The following is a 17,038-nucleotide window of genomic DNA, read 5'->3' as shown; positions in this document are numbered from 1 at the left end:
AAAGTCATTCGCTTTGACGAACAACTTTTTGTGACCCGACTGGGGCTCGAACCCAGGACCCCAACATTAAAAGTGTTGTGCTCTACCAACTGAGCTATCGAGTCTTTAGCATCAAAAATAAAGAAAAATTGTGACCCGACTGGGGCTCGAACCCAGGACCCCAACATTAAAAGTGTTGTGCTCTACCAACTGAGCTATCGAGTCTTTTTCTTTTCTTGAATGCGGGTGCAAATATAAGGCCTTATTATTTATATTTCAAAGCAATTTTATCATAAATTTACCTTTTTTTAATAACGCTGCTTAACGGCTTAATTTATAGGGTTTTATTTCGATGCAAAAAATAATTTTGATCGGTTATATGGGGGTAGGTAAGACTACTGTTGCACAAATATTGGCTGAAAAGCTTAATTGGGAGTGGGTAGATTTGGATAAAATCATCGAATCCAAAGCTCAATTATCCATCCCGCAAATTTTTGAAAAGTACGGAGAAATCTATTTCAGAAAGTTGGAACATGAACTTTTTAAAGAAGCAGTACAAAGTGAAAGGCAGCTCATCATTAGCACTGGTGGCGGAACTCCTTGCTATGCTAATAATCATTTGCTTTTAAACGGAAAAGGAATTGAATCTATCTATCTCAAGGCATCCATTGGCGCTATTTTTGACCGATTGAAGACCGCTAAAAATAACAGACCATTGATAGCTAATCAGACAGATGAAGAGCTTAAGGAGTTTATAGCCAAAAACCTATTTGACCGAAGCTATTTCTACATTCAGGCAACCCATAAAGTTGAAATTGATGATAAGAGTCCGGCTACTGTTGCAAATGAAATCCTCGAACGATTACACTAGATAAGCGTAACTGTTATCTGCTTCAAACACTACATGTACGTGCTCTTTTGAGGATGTAGAAAGTGAAATGCCCTTGAAATCAGCTTTTACCGGGAATTTTTTGTGGTTTCGGTCTACCAAAACAACTGTTTTAAATTTTTTGAGAGGAACCTCTAAAAAATGTTTAACGCCATAAATCAGAGTAGTTCCTGAATTTAATACATCATCAATCAGGATAATACTCTTGTTGCTGTACAATTCTTTAGGGACACTGGTGGTAATAGGATTGAAAGGATGTGGTTTGTCTATTTTTACTTCACAAAGCGTTACTTTTAAAGAAGAAATTTCTTTTAATACAGCAGCGATTTTTTCAGCCAAAATATAACCGTTGTTAGTTATCCCGGCTAGCAAAATTTCTTCCTCATCGGCAAAAGTTTCATAAATCTGATAGGCAATTCTTTTTATTTTGTACTCTATCTGTTGGTGATTTAAGATAATGTTTAGTTGCATGTTTGTGGTGTTGTTTATTCTTCGTCTTCAATAAAATCGATTTCAAAATCATCAATATCCCGTCTGTCTTTTTTGGTGGGTCTTCCCGTACCGGCTCTTCGGTAGTGCTCTTTGGATAGCTTTAAAAGTTCCAAATGGGCAAAAGCTTCAGGTGGAGTATCATCTTTTCTGTAAATATCGACCAATTTTGCACCAATCCGGTTAGGAGGAATGTCTAAAACGGTTATTTGATAAGTAATTTGGTCTTTTCGGAATGTAATTTTATCCGAAGGGAAAACTTCTCGCGATGCCTTGGCTACCTGTCCGTTTACCGTAATTTGATTTTTACGGCAGGCCTCTGTAACCATGTTTCTGGTCTTGTAATACCGAACACACCATAAATATTTATCCACTCTCATTTTTTTTCCAAAATCAACGTTAAATTGTTCACAAAAATAAATCAATATTGTATCTTGCACGCTTAAAAATTAAATAAAAATGAATAATTTTTTGAAGCCGATTGTACTTTTTTTCTTTTGTCTTTTGGTTGTTTCCTGTTCTAAGAGTGACAGCAGTAGTGAACCGCTTCGCGATTACACAGAACAATACACCAAAGACATTGCCAATATAGAAACGTTCATGAAAACACACTACATGACTGTAGTGAACAATCCAAACGGAGAAGACGATTTGGATGTGACTTTTACTAAAATTACAGCCACAAATAATCAAGTTTCCATTTGGGACCAAACCCAGTATCCAATCAGAACCCGTGAAATCACTGTCAAACAGAACAATGTTGACGTGGCTTATAAAATTTATTACATACCGCTCAGAGGAGAAGTAAACAGATCCAGTTCACCGGCAGCGGATTTAGCCAAAGCCCCGTGTAATGTAGATCAGGTTTTAGCCGCTTACCGAGGAGAATACATCTACAATGGTAGCGAAGGTATTATTTCAAAACAGTTCGAGGAGTCAAAAAATCCGGAAACATTTTTCAATTTATACGGAGGTGTAATCAGAGGGTGGTCTGAGGTTTTTCCTAATTTCAGAGCCGGTAGCTATGCTGAAAATCCGGATGGAACTGTTTCTTTTTCTGATTTTGGAGCTGGGATAATGTTCCTTCCGTCTGGATTGGCCTATTTTTCTGGAACAGGTTCTCAAGGAGGAGCATTTCCATCGTATTCGCCATTGATTTTTAGTTTCAAACTAATAGAAATTAAGAGAAACGATCAGGATAAGGACGGAATACCTTCTTATTTGGAAGATTTGGACAATGATGGTTATGTGGCAACTTTAGCAACCGGAGTAGCCAATCCGGATAACTCTGACGGCGTTGCAGTTTTAATGCCAAACGGAAAATATACCAAAACAGATGAGATTCCTGATTTTCTCGACGTAGATGATGATAATGATGAAGTCATGACCAAGATTGAGATAAAAAATCCACTAACCGGAATTGCTTACCCATTTGCAGATATTCCAACCTGCGGAGGCGGAAACGGAAAGAAAAAGTATTTAGACCCAAGTTGTCACTAATAAAAAAAACCGCTCATTAGGGCGGTTTTTTTTATTAGTATGGTATTCTTATTTTCTTTTGATAACCTTTTCAACAGCGGTAACAATTGCCTGATGGTTTAGTTGGTATTTCTCCATCAATTGTTCCGGAGTTCCGCTTTCTCCAAAACTGTCATTTACTGCTACAAATTCCTGTGGTTTTGGATTGTGAAGGGCTAAAACTCTGGCCACACTTTCGCCTAAACCACCTAGGATGTTGTGCTCCTCAGCTGTTACCACACAACCGGTTTTGGCAACCGATTTTAAAATGGCCTCTTCATCCAATGGTTTAATGGTGTGAATGTTGATTACTTCAGCCGAAATACCTTTAGCTTCTAATGCTTCAGCTGCAATTAATGCTTCCCAAACTAAATGTCCGGTAGCGATAATTGTCACGTCTGTACCTTCGTTCAACATGATTGCTTTTCCAATTACAAATGGTTCATCAGCAGGAGTGAAGTTAGGTACAACAGGTCGGCCAAAACGCAAATAAGCCGGTCCGTGATGATTAGCCAAGGCAATCGTGGCCGCTTTGGTTTGGTTATAATCACAAGTGTTGATTACGGTCATCCCCGGCAGCATTTTCATTAGACCGATGTCTTCCAATATTTGGTGTGTTGCTCCGTCTTCACCCAGTGTTAAACCGGCATGTGAAGCACAAATCTTAACATTTTTATCGGAGTAAGCTACTGACTGACGAATTTGGTCATAAACCCTTCCGGTAGAAAAGTTTGCAAATGTACCCGTAAACGGAATTTTACCTCCAATAGTCAAACCGGCAGCAATACCAATCATGTTGGCTTCTGCAATTCCGATTTGGAAGAAACGCTCCGGATGGTTCTTTTTAAAATCGTCAAATTTTAATGACCCAATCAAATCGGCACAAAGCGCTACTACATTTTCATTTTTTTGCCCCAGCTCGGTCATTCCTGCCCCGAACCCTGAACGGGTATCTTTACTTCCTGTATTTTCGTATTTTTTCATAATTTTAATAATCTCCTAAAGTTGCCGGATTTTGAGCCAATCCATTAGCTAATTGTTCATCGTTTGGTGCTTTTCCGTGCCACGCATGAGTGTACATCATAAAATCAACACCATGGCCCATTACAGTATGTAACAATACACAAACCGGTTTTCCTTTTCCGGTTCTGTTTTTGGCCTCTTCCATACCGGTTACAATTGCTTCAATGTTATTTCCTTCTTTGATTTCAACAACATCCCAGTCAAAAGCAATAAACTTGGCTTTCAAATCTCCCATGTTCAGTACTTCATTAGTTGAACCGTCTATTTGCTGACCATTATAATCGATGGTTGAAATTAAATTATCCACTTTTTTTGCAGAAGCATACATAATAGCTTCCCAGTTTTGCCCTTCCTGCAATTCACCGTCACCGTGGAGTGAATAAACCAATTGCGTGTCACCGTTAAGCTTTTTGGCTTGAGCAGCACCTATGGCTACTGACATCCCTTGCCCCAGTGAACCGGAAGCAATTCTAACACCCGGTAAACCTTCATGGGTTGTAGGGTGACCTTGTAAACGGGTGTTTAGTTTTCTGAATGTTGCTAATTCACTAACAGGGAAATAACCTGAACGTGCTAAAACGCTGTAGAAAACCGGCGAAATATGACCGTTTGACAAGAAGAATAAATCTTCTCCGATGCCATCCATATCAAAATTGGGGTTTCTTTTCATTAGGTGTTGGTATAGCACCGTAAGGAATTCGGTACAGCCCAAAGAACCTCCAGGATGTCCCGAGTTTACGGCATGTACCATACGAAGAATATCTCTTCTGACTTGTGTTGTGAAATCTTGTAAATGTTGAATGTTAGCCATTACCTGTAGTTAAAATTATTTGCCCTCAAAAGTAATTCTATTTTTTACGAAAGGCAAAAGTTTTGCAAATTAGTTATTAAGGAGTTGTAAATGAAAAGGTGCCGTTGCAGCGTTGAAATTATATAAGAAAGGAAGGGGATTTTGTAAAAACATAAGATGGAATTGTACTATTTTTACAATCTCAAATCTACATAGCTATGAAAGAATCGCAAACAATCTATTATTTGGATGATGATCTGGATGATCTCGAATTTTTTAAAGAAGTTGTTGAAAGCCTTGGGCATACGGTTAAAGTGTTTTTAGACGGAAGTAAAATGCTTTTTATTCTGGAAAACATTGATGAAAAACCGGATGTGATTTTTTTGGATGTTCACATGCCTATACTCAACGGAGAAGAGATTCTGAATGTTATTAAACGATCAGATAATTTAAAAAACATTCCGATTGTGATGGTCTCAGGAGCCTATCCGCGAAAAATGGTCAAAAACTTTATGGAGTTGGGGGTTAATTACCTGATGAAAAAACCGCACATCAACGATTACAAAACGGCTGTTGAAGAGGTATTACTCAATTATCTGCAAAACGATCAGGCCGCAGGGTAGAGGTGAAATCAAATTTTGACGTATTTAATCAGCCAAAGAGCTTCCTGTTTAACAGTAAACCCCTCGTTTTCTTAATACAAACAAAGAATTGCTAACAGAAAATTTATCTTGAACGAGTATTAAGGTAATTTATCGATTTAATGATGCTAAAACGAAACAAAGAAATAGTTTTACACCACAATTGACAAAGATACTTACTTAATTAAAGATAATACGTCAAAAACAAAAATCAAACACTTTTAAAAAGCCGTCTCAACTGAGAGGGCTTTTTATTTTAAGATTCCTGTAAATTTTGACCATTTTTCAATCACACCGTTAATTTCTTCAGAAAGCTTAGTTTTATAAACCAGAACTCCATAAAGCACCGTCACTAACGTTGATTTTAAAACAATATTTATTATGGTGTGGAATGGGAAATCCCAAAAATAAAACAGCAAAAAACAAAGCAGTAAAATACCCAGCGATTGGAGTGTTTTATAAGTAAACGGAAATAAATCCATTTTTTTGATTACAAATAAAAGTTTGGTGGTATTGTAAATTACTACGGTAATCAGTGTGGCAAAAGCGGACCCTTCGATGCCGTACAACGGAATGAAAATTATGTTCAGAATAATCATCAGTGCAACCGTAGCAATTCCGAATAATAAAACCAGTCGGTAGTATTTGGTGTTGACAATAATCGAATTATTATTTCCCAGAAGTACATCATAAAATTTTGATAAGCCAATCATGAACACCACGGCAATACCTCCGCTGTAATCCTTCGGAATGAGGTGGTACATTTCTTTGATGTTGACAAAGATGAGTATCATGATAAAACCACCAATGATTTGGAGGTTAATAGCACTTCTTTTGTATAAATCATTGAGCTCGTCGTGTTTTTGTTCAACCATCAGTTTGGCAGTGATGGGAGCTACAATTTGTGTCATGGCACGGCTTGGAACCACAATTACAGTAGAGATAAATATAGCCACCGAATACAAAGCGTTTTGACTTACATCAAGGTATTTGGCAATCATTACTTTGTCAAAATCAATTAGCATCACTGCCACACCGCCGGATACAATAATGAAACAGGAGTATTCTACTATACTTTTTAAGTTTTCAGGAATTACAAACCGCAACACCGGCATTTTTACCGAAATGGCATACAGTTTCATACCTATCAGTTGTCCCAAATATGCCAATGCAACACAATACACAAAAGTGTCTTTTGCCAACCAATCAAAATGTACGGCAATCAATAACACCATGACAGTTAACCTTACCAACACTTCACTGATGAAATTTCCGGTGACCGATTTCATATGTACTTTAGCCCAAGCATAAAATACCTCGAAATAGGCCATAAACAAACCAACAACCGGAATCAGCCAAAAGAATGGTTTTAAAGAAGGATTTTCTTCAATCCAACTGTGTGAAATAGTATCATAGCCAAAATAAAAAATCAATCCCAACGGGATAATCAAGGCCAATGGCAATAACAGCATAAAGGTCAGAAATTCATCGCGTTCTTGCTGTGTTTTGTAATGCGAGAAAAAACGAATCAAAGTGTTTTGTGCGCCAAATGCCATCAGGGGCATCATAATATTAGCACCCGAGAGTACAGTAGCTACGATTCCGTAATGCAATTTCCCCAAAAAGTTGGTGTAAAAAAATAAGGCATTAACAGCACCAATTCCGAAACCCAGAAAGGTGATAATGGTATTCTTTATCGATTGGTTTTGAACGATGCCCATGCGATGACTCAGAATTTAGAAATTACGATTTAAAATCTGAACTAGTTTTTCAGTCAAACTCTTTCTCGAATACTGCTGCAAACCAACGGCGTGTACTTTCAGATTTCTATTTTGATATTCCTGATAGTATTTAAAAAGTAACTCTTTTAATCTCTCTTTTTCATCATAAGTAAAGAAAACACCGGTATTGGTTGAGGTAATGATTTCGGCAAAATCAGATTCTTCAGGACCAAGAGCAAGTATGGGCCTTTCAGAAACCATATATTCAAACAGTTTTCCTGGAATGATGCTTTTAGTTTCTTCTGAGTTGATTTCGATGAGCAACAAAACCTGTGATTTGCGCTGGTGTTCAACTGCTTCACGGTGAGAAAGGTATCCCAAATTCAATACATAATCTGTAAGTCTGAATTCCGATATCGTATCTAACACTTCCTGACTAACCGCGCCTATGAGTTTTAATTGAAAATCGTTTCTGAAATCGGCATGTTCTTTCACCAATTCTTTCAGGGCTTTCCACAATATTCTCGGATTACGTTCGGATAAAAAAGAACCAATATGAGCTAAAGTGAATTTTTCGTCCAGAGGTTGTTTGGTTATTTTTTCTACATCATAACCGTTGGTAATTACCTCAATAGGTTTGGGAGTAATGGCTTGAAATTCTGTTTTGGTTGTTTTGCTGGTCACAATTATGGTATCAGCAGCATTCAGTACTTCTCTCTCCAATGCTTTGTGTTTTTTTTCGGCATATGTGGAGAGTTTTAAGGCTTTGTGATATCCTATAGTTGTCCAAGGATCTCTGAAATCAGCAAACCATTTCAGGTTTAATTCTTTTTTAAGTTGTAAACCAATTAAATGCAAGCTGTGCGGCGGTCCCGAGGTCACAATGGCATCGATATTATTTTCTTTTATGTATTGTTTCAAATAGTTTACCGAAGGTTTAACCCAAAGGAACCGGGCATCGGGAATAAAAATATTACCGCGTACCCAAAGCAACATTTTTTCCAAAAAAGATTGTTTTTTCTGATTTGGAATAATCCCGGAGCTGATTTTCTGAGTTTTTTTCTTTGAAAAAAAAGAGGCAAACTGATAGGGTTCAACGATTTTATGTTTGAGGATTATGGCTTTATCCGAGACTTCGCTCTGCAAACCTTCATCAACAATGGGATAGGTAGGATTTTCCGGGATGTAGGCTATGGGCTGTACATCGAAATCGGGTAAATATTTCACAAACTTTAACCAACGCTGTACTCCGGGCCCACCGGCTGGAGGCCAATAATACGTAATGATTAAGAGTTTTTTAGATTCGGTCATTAGTCCTGCTTCTTTTTCTTTTGGTCAAAATAAACACCACCAATAATTACCAATACCATTCCTATGGAGCTGAATAAAGCTATAGTGCTCCCGGTTTTTACCACTTCGGGTTCAAATTTGAATTCGATGGTGTGTTTTCCTTTCGGAATGGCTAATCCGCGGAGTACATAATCAACTCTGAAAATAGAAGCTTCTTTTCCATCAATAGTGGCTTTCCAACCATCTTTGTAATAGGTTTCAGAGAACACGGCAAAGCCGTCGTTAGCATTGTTTGATGTATATTCGATATGATTTGGCTTATACACATTTACTTTTATCGAAGCTGTACTGTCTTTTGTAAAGCTGTGTGGTTTAGCTTTTAACCAAGAACCAAATTCATATTCATTTAAAACTGCCACATTTTTGGTGTCAATTTTGTCCAAGGCTTTCATTTCTCCATCAGCATTAGCAACCATTTTCAATTCAGAAACAAACCACGCATTGCCGTTGATAAACGGGTTGGTAATCGGTACACTTTGTCCGTATTTTACTTCTACCAATAAATACTTGATGTTTAGAGCATCTAAAATAGGAATGCTTTTAGTTAAGGATAAAGTTTTTGGGTCAATGTTACTGCCCAAATCAGCCAGTTTTTTATCTACAATATAATCAAATAATTGATCGTAACGGCGGGGTCTTACAGCGCTGTATCCGCCAACAGACTTGTGGAAGTATGAAGTTCTTCCCTGCAATCTTCCCTGTAATTCATAAACCCGGTAAATCGATTTATCCTTCAAAATTTCTTCATCGGCCGGAGTAGGTTCAAATGGCTGGTCTACTTCGCGAGCACTTCGGAACTGGTGAGGTGTGTTGCTTACGTAATTTTTATCCACAAAAAACAAATCGCCAACCATGAAAATTCCAACGATGATGATGGCAGTTGTTTGAGCCAATTTTCCTTTGAGATAAAACCATAAAGTACCAAAAGCTACCAGCATAAAAAATCCGGAACGCAACAAATCAGCTTTGTATAAACTGGCTCGGTCGGCTTTCAGAGCTTCTACGAATGCAGTTCCCATTTCTTTACCATAAGCTTGAACGTAATAGCCATCGTTTTGAGTAGTAAATGAGAACATTCCTTTGGCTAAAAACAGGAGCGCTATGATGCCTATAGAAGTGGCGGCAGTATACAACAAAGATTTTTTCTGATTTTCGGTTTCTTTGAAGAAAGATTGTAACCCCATTATTGCTAAAACCGGGACACATAATTCCAAAATTACCTGTATAGAAGAAACGGCTCTGAACTTGTCATAAAGCGGTACGTATTCGATAAAGAAATTGGTTAAACCCGATAAATTTTTTCCCCAAGACAACAACAACGACAACAATGCTCCTGCTAAAAACGCGTATTTTATTTTACGTTTGTCATGATACAAAGCTAATATGCATAGGAAAAAAACAATAGCGCCAATGTAAGCCGGAGCCGCCACTATAGGCTGATTACCCCAATAGGTGGGAGCTGATTCTGCAAACTGCTTGGCATCTTCATCTGAACCGCCCTGATTGATGATGAATTCATATAATTTACTGTCTTTTCCAACATTTTCAGTATTAGAGCCTCCAAAGAGTCGGGGAGCAATGAGGTTTAAACTTTCGGCTATCCCATAACTGTATTCGGTGATATAGTCGTGTGACATCGAAGCTGTTGTATTGTTTTTGGAACCGTCAGCATTGAAACTAAGTTCACTTTTGCCCCGCATACTGAAATCAGTATACTCCTTTGTAGCCAATAAACTGGAAGCATTTACACCAATGGCTAAAATCAGAGCGACAACAAAGGTTCCTGCAATTTTGGGCAACGACTTAAGGTCATTTTCCTGGATTAGTTTGTATGTCAAATAAATGCCCAAAACCAATAAAAGGAATAAGAGGTAATAGGTCATTTGAAAATGGTTCGCATTAATTTCTAAAGCAACCGCCAACATCGTAAGAATACCGCCGTGTAAATACCTTTTTCGGAAGACCAAAATAAATCCGGCTACAACCAGCGGCATATAGGCTATAGCGTGTGCTTTGGCATTGTGTCCCACGCCTAGTATGACAATCAGGTAGGTGGAAAATCCAAAAGCTAAGGCACCAAAAAAAGCTTTTAGCGGATCGATTCTGAAAACCAATAACAACGCGTAAAATCCTAAAAAGTACAAGAACACATAATCGGCCGGTCTCGGCAGAAAACGCAACGCATCGTCTAATTTACCAATGTAATCATGAGGGTAATTGGCTCCCATTTGGTAGGTAGGCATTCCGCCAAAGGCCGAGTTGGTCCAATACGGCTCGGTGTGGTATTCGGCTCTGAAATCGTTTTGTTCCTTAGCCATTCCGGTGTATTGTACAATATCTGACTGAAAGATTTTTTTACCTTGCAGTACCGGATAAAAATAAATTAATGAAATGAGGATAAAACCAAGAATGGCTAAAAAATGCGGATAAAATTTTTGAAGTTGCTTCATTTATTTGGTTTGAAGGGAAGGTTGGATTAATTATTCAATTTCTTCGAAATCAACATATTCACCTACGACTTTCTTTTCCTTAGGTTTTTCGGTAGGAGTATGTTGAGCGTTGCGTTGCTGTTGGTAATTTTGCTGTTGCTGCTGAAATTGATCGGCGGCTTTTTCCACCATTTTTTGCGCCATTATCGGCAAAAACAACTGCGCCAAAAACTTTACAATATAGTAAAAAGCAAAGATAAATAAGATGGTTTCTAAAAGACCACTAAAAGATGCGGTTTCCATTGTGTAAATAAATTTTTGTCAAAAATACTAAATTCCTCTATGTAATTTTCCCTTTGAGTTCTTAAATAAATAATAAAAAATACTACTTTTGAAACACTAAGTTATCCCGCGTAATTTTGACTACTTATGACAAAACTTAAAAGATTTTTTATTGCCGGTTTTCTACTGATTTCCGCTTCACAATACGCTCAGTATACGGATATTATTAATTCCAACCGTCCCGGAAAATCGATGTCGGCATTCTCTGTCGGAAAGACAGTGATTCAGGCAGAAGGCGGAGTTTATGGCATAAGAGAAAAACACGATTTAATGCGCTATCAGGCTAATGGTTTTGGCACTGAATTAGACGTTCGTTACGGTGCTTTTTTTGATCAGTTTGAGTTTGATTTGAATACTCAATACCAGTACGACTGGTATCAGGCTCCGCTGGTTGATGATACAAGAGGAGGTTTGAAACAATTTACAATTGGAGCTAAATATTTGGTTTATGATCCGTTTATCAAACAAGATAAGCCCAATTTATACAGTTGGAAAGCCAATCACAAGTTTAGTTGGAAACAATTCATTCCGGCTGTCGCTGTATATGGTGGGTTGAATTTAAAAATAGGTCCTAATCCGTTTACTTTTGAAGAGGATAAAGCCATCAGCCCGAAAGTGATGGTTATAACTCAGCATCATTTTGGGTCAAAATGGGTTTGGGTCAATAATATTATAGCCGATAAATATTTTACGAAGTACCCGACTTTGGGATGGATTACCACCATGACCAGAGGGTTTAACATGCGATGGTCCGCTTTTTTAGAAATGCAGGCTTACAAGAGTGATTATTATGCGGATAATGTTTTCAGGTTGGGTGCTGCTTATTTGGTCAGAGAAAATATTCAACTCGATGCGTCTTTGAGTAAAAACGTGAAAGACACCCCTTCATTATTATCAGGAAATGTTGGACTCTCCTGGCGTTTTGACAGTAATTATGAAACGAATTACAAGCGTATCAAACAGGAAAAAGATCCTAAAGACAAAAAAGATAAAAAATCGAAAAAAGACAAAGGCAAAAAACGCAAAGACGAAGTAGAATTAGAAAATACCAAGCCATAATGATTACCATAGTTGAAGCCAACAGCAAAAAACTGCTGAAAGAGTTTGTGAAATTTCCGTTTGCCTTGTATAAAAATCACCCCTATTGGGTTCCACCTTTGATAAACGATGAGTTGGATACGTTTGATAAATCCAAAAATCCGGCTTTTACTTCAGCGGATGCTCATTTTTATTTGGCCTACCGCGAGGGTAAAATAGTGGGTAGGATAGCGGCCATTATTAACTGGAACGAAGTAAAAGATCAACAAAAAAACAAAGTGCGTTTTGGTTGGTGGGACGTGATTGATGATATAGAAGTTACTAGGGCTTTGTTGGAGAAAGTTTATGAATTCGGAAGAAATAACAATCTCGAATATGTTGAGGGGCCTATGGGATTTTCTAACTTAGATAAGGTTGGTGTTTTAACCGAAGGTTTCGATGAAATAGGATCAATGATTACTTGGTACAATTTTCCTTATTATAAAGAACATTTGGAAAAATTGGGTTATGTCAAAGAGAAAGAATATCTCGAAAACCGCTTTACCATGAACAATGTAGATCCTGCTTTTTTTCTAAAGGCTCAGGATATGATTAAAAGAAGGTATGAACTAAAAGCACTTAATTTTACCAACACCAAAGACATTTTGCCTTATGTAGATAAAATGTTTGACCTTTTTAATTCGAGTTATGCTGGCTTATCTTCCTTTGTTGCTATTACTGAGGTTCAAAAAGAGTATTTTAAGAAAAAGTATATCAGTTTTATCAATCCCGAATACATCAAGTTTATTATGGATAAACATAATAATATGATTGCTTTTAGTATCGTAATGCCGAGTTTTTCTGAAGCATTGCAGAAAGCCAACGGGAAGTTATTTCCTTTTGGATTTTATCATTTGCTTAAAGCGAAGAAAGAAAGCAAGGATGTACTCTTTTATTTAATAGGTATCGATCCCGAATACCAGAGCAAAGGCGTTACCGCCATTATATTCAATGAATACTACCAGGTTTTTAAAGAAAAAGGCATTCAGAACTGTATCCGCACACCCGAATTGGAAGACAATCATGCGATACACAACATGTGGAAGCATTTCGACCCGGTGACCTTCAGAAGAAGAAGAACCTACAGAAAAGAGTTGCTTTAATCGTTTAATCGGTTAAAAATCTTTGTTTTATAGTTCGTTTTCACTACTTCAAATGCAGTTTTCTAACAACAAGTACTAATTAATTTTGTCGATTTATGTAGTTTGTCGATGAAATAGAATTGTTTGTAGAAAAGTTATGTTAATTTTAACATTTACTTGTATTAATATCTAATTTTATACTCCCAATAGAAATCTGTCACACGATCTTTTGTTAAATGTTTGTATAAAATACATTCATTAATCTAATGCTGGTCCCAAAAATACCGGAAACCAAAACTTACTCATGATGTGGTATTACTAAATACTTAACATTATGAAAAAAAGTACTTTATTTAAAGACTTAAGATTTTCAGGCTGTGAGAGTTCGGATTTTGATACAGCAGAAAGTAGTCTTAAGTTAGATTTTTCCAAAACAGAAAGTTTAGGAGAAATTGGTACAAAAAGAAGTAATTCAAAAACACAAAGTATGATCAGTATTGTGTTGCTGTTTATACTTTTTTTGTTTGCTAACTTTTTGTCGGCACAACCTTGTACACCACAGTCATGTGGTGAACCTATTTGCTTAGATGGTGATCCTAGCGATTGGGCAATTGCCTTATCGGCTTCAGGAGGGATTAAGGATCGAATAATTGATAAAACTGACGGAACGGATGATATTTGGACAGGAGGTTCAAAAGATGTTCAGCAGATAAGTCAGTGGGTTTGGACCACCAATAGTGCCAATGATAAAAATAATATGGCCAACGTAGGGTATTTACTTTGTGGTACTAAGTTGTATTTTTTTGCTGACAGACGAGCCAACAATGGGGATTCAGCCATAGGATTTTGGATTTTGCAAGGCTCTGTTGAAAAGGCAGGAACTACCGGAGGAGGATTCACAGGAAGTCATGTTGATGGAGATATTCTAATGATTAGTCACTTCGTTAATGGAGGGGCTGTAGCCCAAATTCAAGCTTTTAGATGGACGAATGGAGCTTTAGACCCAACTCCAATTCCACTACCAACTTCAGGATTAGATGCACGAGTAAATATAACTACAGTAAATGCACCATTGTCTTGGGGGTATACACCTAAATCAGGAGCTGCCAATACTTATCCGTCAGAATCATTCTTCGAAGGGTATATAGATTTAGCCAGTGTGAACTTCAATCTAAGCGTTTGTTTAGGTACTTTCTTGGCTGAAACACGTAATTCACAATCACTAACCGCTTCATTAGAAGATTTAGCCCGTGGAAGATTTGGTTCAGTTCCAGCTCCAAAAACACTAGTGGGTAGTACGTTTTGTACCTCTTCTCCAAATAGTGGTACAATAACTATGGCTAGTTCTGAAAATATGATAAGTTACCAATTGAAAAATAATTCTAATGATAGTAATGTACAAGCAGCTCAAATAGGTAATGGAGGTACCCTGACATGGAGTAATCTTCCGGCAGGAAGCTATTATGTTGTAGCAACCAATTTAGAATCGGGTTGTACTTCAGAGATGGGAAGGCCGACAACAGTAACTACTGTTCAGGCTCCGACAGTCACGGTGAATTCCCCAACGGCTACTTGTATAGGAGAAAGTGTTACGGTCACTGCTACAGTTGATCCGCCAGGTACTTATACATATGTTTGGACGGTACCAGTAACTGCTGTTAACCCTGGCAATGTTTCCAGTTTCAGCACTTCTATTGCAGGAAGTTACGCTGTTGTAGTTAATAATGCTGCAAATTGTCCTTCAAATTCTACTACCGGAGTTGTTACGGTTCCAACTAAAGTCGAATTGACGGCTAACGGCACCAACCCATTGTGTTTTGGTGGCAGCGGATCGATTACCTTCAGCGCAACGGGAGGAACAGGCACTAAAACCTTTACGGTAAACGGAAACTCAGCTACCTCGCCATTCTCGGCTTTAGCTTCAGGAACATACACCATCGTGGCTACCGATGCCAACGGCTGTACCGATACCAAACAAGTAACCATCACCATCCCAACTAAAGTCGAATTGACGGCTAACGGCACCAACCCATTGTGTTTTGGGGGCAGCGGATCAATTACCTTCAGCGCAACGGGAGGAACAGGAGATAAAACCTTTACGGTAAACGGGAACTCCGCTACCTCGCCATTCTCGGCTTCGGCTTCCGGTACGTATACTATTGTCGCTACCGATGCCAACGGCTGTACCGATACCAAACAAGTAACCATCACCATCCCAACTAAAGTCGAATTGACGGCTAACGGCACCAACCCATTGTGTTTTGGGGGCAGCGGATCAATTACYTTCAGCGCAACGGGAGGAACAGGCAATAAAACCTATACGGTGAATGGAAACTCCGCTACCTCGCCATTCTCGGCTTTAGCTTCAGGAACATATACCATCGTGGCTACCGATGCCAACGGCTGTACCGATACCAAACAAGTAACCATTACCATCCCAACTAAAGTCGAATTGACGGCTAACGGTACCAACCCATTGTGTTTTGGTGGCAGCGGATCAATTACCTTCAGCGCAACGGGAGGAACAGGAGATAAAACCTATACGGTGAATGGAAACTCCGCTACCTCGCCATTCTCGGCTTTAGCTTCAGGAACATACACCATCGTGGCTACCGATGCCAACGGCTGTACCGATACCAAACAAGTAACCATCACCATCCCAACTAAAGTAGAATTGACGGCTAACGGCACCAACCCATTGTGTTTTGGTGGCAGCGGATCGATTACCTTCAGCGCAACGGGAGGAACAGGCAATAAAACCTATACGGTGAATGGAAACTCCGCTACCTCGCCATTCTCGGCTTTAGCTTCAGGAACATATACCATCGTGGCTACCGATGCCAACGGCTGTACCGATACCAAACAAGTAACCATTACCATCCCAACTAAAGTCGAATTGACGGCTAACGGTACCAACCCATTGTGTTTTGGTGGCAGCGGATCAATTACCTTCAGCGCAACGGGAGGAACAGGAGATAAAACCTATACGGTGAATGGAAACTCYGCTACCTCGCCATTCTCGGCTTTAGCTTCAGGAACATACACCATCGTGGCTACCGATGCCAACGGCTGTACCGATACCAAACAAGTAACCATCACCATCCCAACTAAAGTCGAATTGACGGCTAACGGTACCAACCCATTGTGTTTTGGTGGCAGCGGATCAATTACCTTCAGCGCAACGGGAGGAACAGGAGATAAAACCTATACGGTGAATGGAAACTCCGCTACCTCGCCATTCTCGGTTTCAGCTTCCGGTACGTATACTATTGTCGCTACCGATGCCAACGGCTGTACGGATACCAAACAAGTAACCATCACCATCCCAACTAAAGTCGAATTGACAGCTAACGGCACCAACCCATTGTGTTTTGGTGGCAGCGGATCGATTACTTTCAGTGCTACAGGTGGAACAGGAGCTAAAACGTTTACGGTTAACGGTAACGCAGCTACTTCACCATTCTCAGCATCGGCTTCAGGTACTTATACCATTGTAGCTACTGATGCTAACGGATGTACAGATGCTAAAACAGTAACCATCACTATTCCAACCAAAGTTGAATTAACAGCTAATGGAACTAACCCATTGTGTTTTGGTGGTTCAGGTTCAATTACATTCAGCGCTACAGGCGGAACAGGAGCTAAAACGTTTACGGTTAACGGTAACGCAGCTACTTCACCATTCACAGCATCGGCTTCAGGTACTTA

The 17,038-nt window shown here is 38.8% G+C and carries 14 protein-coding genes and 2 tRNA genes; 6 read left to right on the top strand and 10 right to left on the bottom strand.

The genetic code is table 11. The features are described from left to right. Positions 1 to 31 precede the first annotated feature (31 nt). Positions 32 to 104 (bottom strand) — tRNA-Lys (locus EZL74_RS11565). Positions 105 to 131: 27 nt separating this feature from the next. Beyond that, positions 132 to 204, bottom strand: a tRNA-Lys gene (locus tag EZL74_RS11560). 127 nt (positions 205 to 331) lie between these two features. Here EZL74_RS11560 and EZL74_RS11555 point away from each other — a divergent pair. Continuing rightward, entirely contained in the window at positions 332 to 850 is a 519-nt protein-coding gene (locus tag EZL74_RS11555; RefSeq protein WP_131476781.1) for a shikimate kinase, read from the top strand. On the opposite strand, the gene EZL74_RS11550 is transcribed toward EZL74_RS11555, so the two are convergent. Beyond that, positions 842 to 1,339, bottom strand: coding sequence for a phosphoribosyltransferase family protein (locus EZL74_RS11550; RefSeq protein ID WP_131476780.1), 498 nt, complete (start codon positions 1,337 to 1,339; stop codon positions 842 to 844). The two genes, EZL74_RS11555 and EZL74_RS11550, sit on opposite strands and share 9 nt — an antisense overlap. A gap of 14 nt (positions 1,340 to 1,353) precedes the next feature. Beyond that, entirely contained in the window at positions 1,354 to 1,737 is a 384-nt protein-coding gene (locus tag EZL74_RS11545) for an RNA-binding S4 domain-containing protein (RefSeq protein WP_131476779.1), read from the bottom strand. Positions 1,738 to 1,816: 79 nt separating this feature from the next. On the opposite strand from EZL74_RS11545, the gene EZL74_RS11540 reads away from it, so the two are divergent. Next, positions 1,817 to 2,857, top strand: a complete 1,041-nt coding sequence (locus tag EZL74_RS11540) for an FKBP-type peptidylprolyl isomerase (RefSeq protein WP_131476778.1) — start codon at positions 1,817 to 1,819, stop codon at positions 2,855 to 2,857. 48 nt (positions 2,858 to 2,905) lie between these two features. Here the strand turns inward: EZL74_RS11540 and EZL74_RS11535 are convergent, their stop codons facing one another. Together EZL74_RS11535 and EZL74_RS11530 are read right to left on the bottom strand one after the other, a co-directional pair. After that, positions 2,906 to 3,859 carry a transketolase family protein gene (locus tag EZL74_RS11535; RefSeq protein ID WP_131476777.1) on the bottom strand — a complete coding sequence of 318 codons (954 nt, stop codon included), beginning with the start codon at positions 3,857 to 3,859 and terminating at the stop codon, positions 2,906 to 2,908. A 4-nt stretch (positions 3,860 to 3,863) separates the two neighbouring features. Continuing rightward, on the bottom strand, positions 3,864 to 4,709 hold the full coding sequence (locus tag EZL74_RS11530; protein WP_131476776.1) for a transketolase: 846 nt from the start codon (positions 4,707 to 4,709) through the stop codon (positions 3,864 to 3,866). Positions 4,710 to 4,906: 197 nt separating this feature from the next. Here EZL74_RS11530 and EZL74_RS11525 point away from each other — a divergent pair, with 197 nt between their 5' ends. Next, positions 4,907 to 5,311: a response regulator gene (locus EZL74_RS11525; protein WP_131476775.1), complete on the top strand. Its 405-nt coding sequence runs from the start codon at positions 4,907 to 4,909 to the stop codon at positions 5,309 to 5,311. Between the two features lie 269 nt (positions 5,312 to 5,580). Here EZL74_RS11525 and EZL74_RS11520 read toward each other — a convergent pair whose 3' ends face one another. From EZL74_RS11520 to EZL74_RS11505, 4 genes are read right to left on the bottom strand one after another with little or no spacing between them, the layout of a single operon-like run. Then, positions 5,581 to 7,050 carry an oligosaccharide flippase family protein gene (locus EZL74_RS11520; RefSeq protein WP_131476774.1) on the bottom strand — a complete coding sequence of 490 codons (1,470 nt, stop codon included), beginning with the start codon at positions 7,048 to 7,050 and terminating at the stop codon, positions 5,581 to 5,583. Between the two features lie 15 nt (positions 7,051 to 7,065). Beyond that, a complete protein-coding gene (locus EZL74_RS11515) occupies positions 7,066 to 8,361 on the bottom strand; it encodes a glycosyltransferase family 4 protein (protein WP_131476773.1) in 1,296 nt (431 codons plus the stop codon). Further along, the gene (locus tag EZL74_RS11510) at positions 8,361 to 10,850 is read right to left on the bottom strand and encodes a YfhO family protein (RefSeq protein WP_131476772.1); all 2,490 of its coding nucleotides are present in this window, start codon (positions 10,848 to 10,850) and stop codon (positions 8,361 to 8,363) included. The genes EZL74_RS11515 and EZL74_RS11510 overlap by 1 nt, the downstream gene beginning before the upstream one ends. 30 nt (positions 10,851 to 10,880) lie before the next feature. Then, entirely contained in the window at positions 10,881 to 11,132 is a 252-nt protein-coding gene (locus EZL74_RS11505) for a DUF4834 domain-containing protein (RefSeq protein WP_131476771.1), read from the bottom strand. A gap of 126 nt (positions 11,133 to 11,258) precedes the next feature. Between EZL74_RS11505 and EZL74_RS11500 the strand changes: the two genes are divergently transcribed. From EZL74_RS11500 to EZL74_RS11490, 3 genes are all read left to right on the top strand, one after another. Beyond that, a complete protein-coding gene (locus EZL74_RS11500; RefSeq protein ID WP_131476770.1) occupies positions 11,259 to 12,230 on the top strand; it encodes a transporter in 972 nt (323 codons plus the stop codon). Continuing rightward, positions 12,230 to 13,351, top strand: coding sequence for a GTP cyclohydrolase (locus EZL74_RS11495; RefSeq protein WP_131476769.1), 1,122 nt, complete (start codon positions 12,230 to 12,232; stop codon positions 13,349 to 13,351). Before EZL74_RS11500 ends, EZL74_RS11495 begins: the two co-directional genes overlap by 1 nt. Before the next feature lie 313 nt (positions 13,352 to 13,664). Continuing rightward, a partial coding sequence (locus tag EZL74_RS11490; protein WP_394345866.1) for a beta strand repeat-containing protein occupies positions 13,665 to 17,038 on the top strand: 3,374 nt, incomplete at its 3' end.

Source organism: Flavobacterium silvisoli (assembly GCF_004329815.1).
Taxonomy (GTDB): Bacteria; Bacteroidota; Bacteroidia; order Flavobacteriales; family Flavobacteriaceae; genus Flavobacterium; species Flavobacterium silvisoli.
The sequence above is the reverse complement of the archived record's forward strand: the minus strand, read 5'-3'. Positions and strand labels throughout refer to the sequence as shown.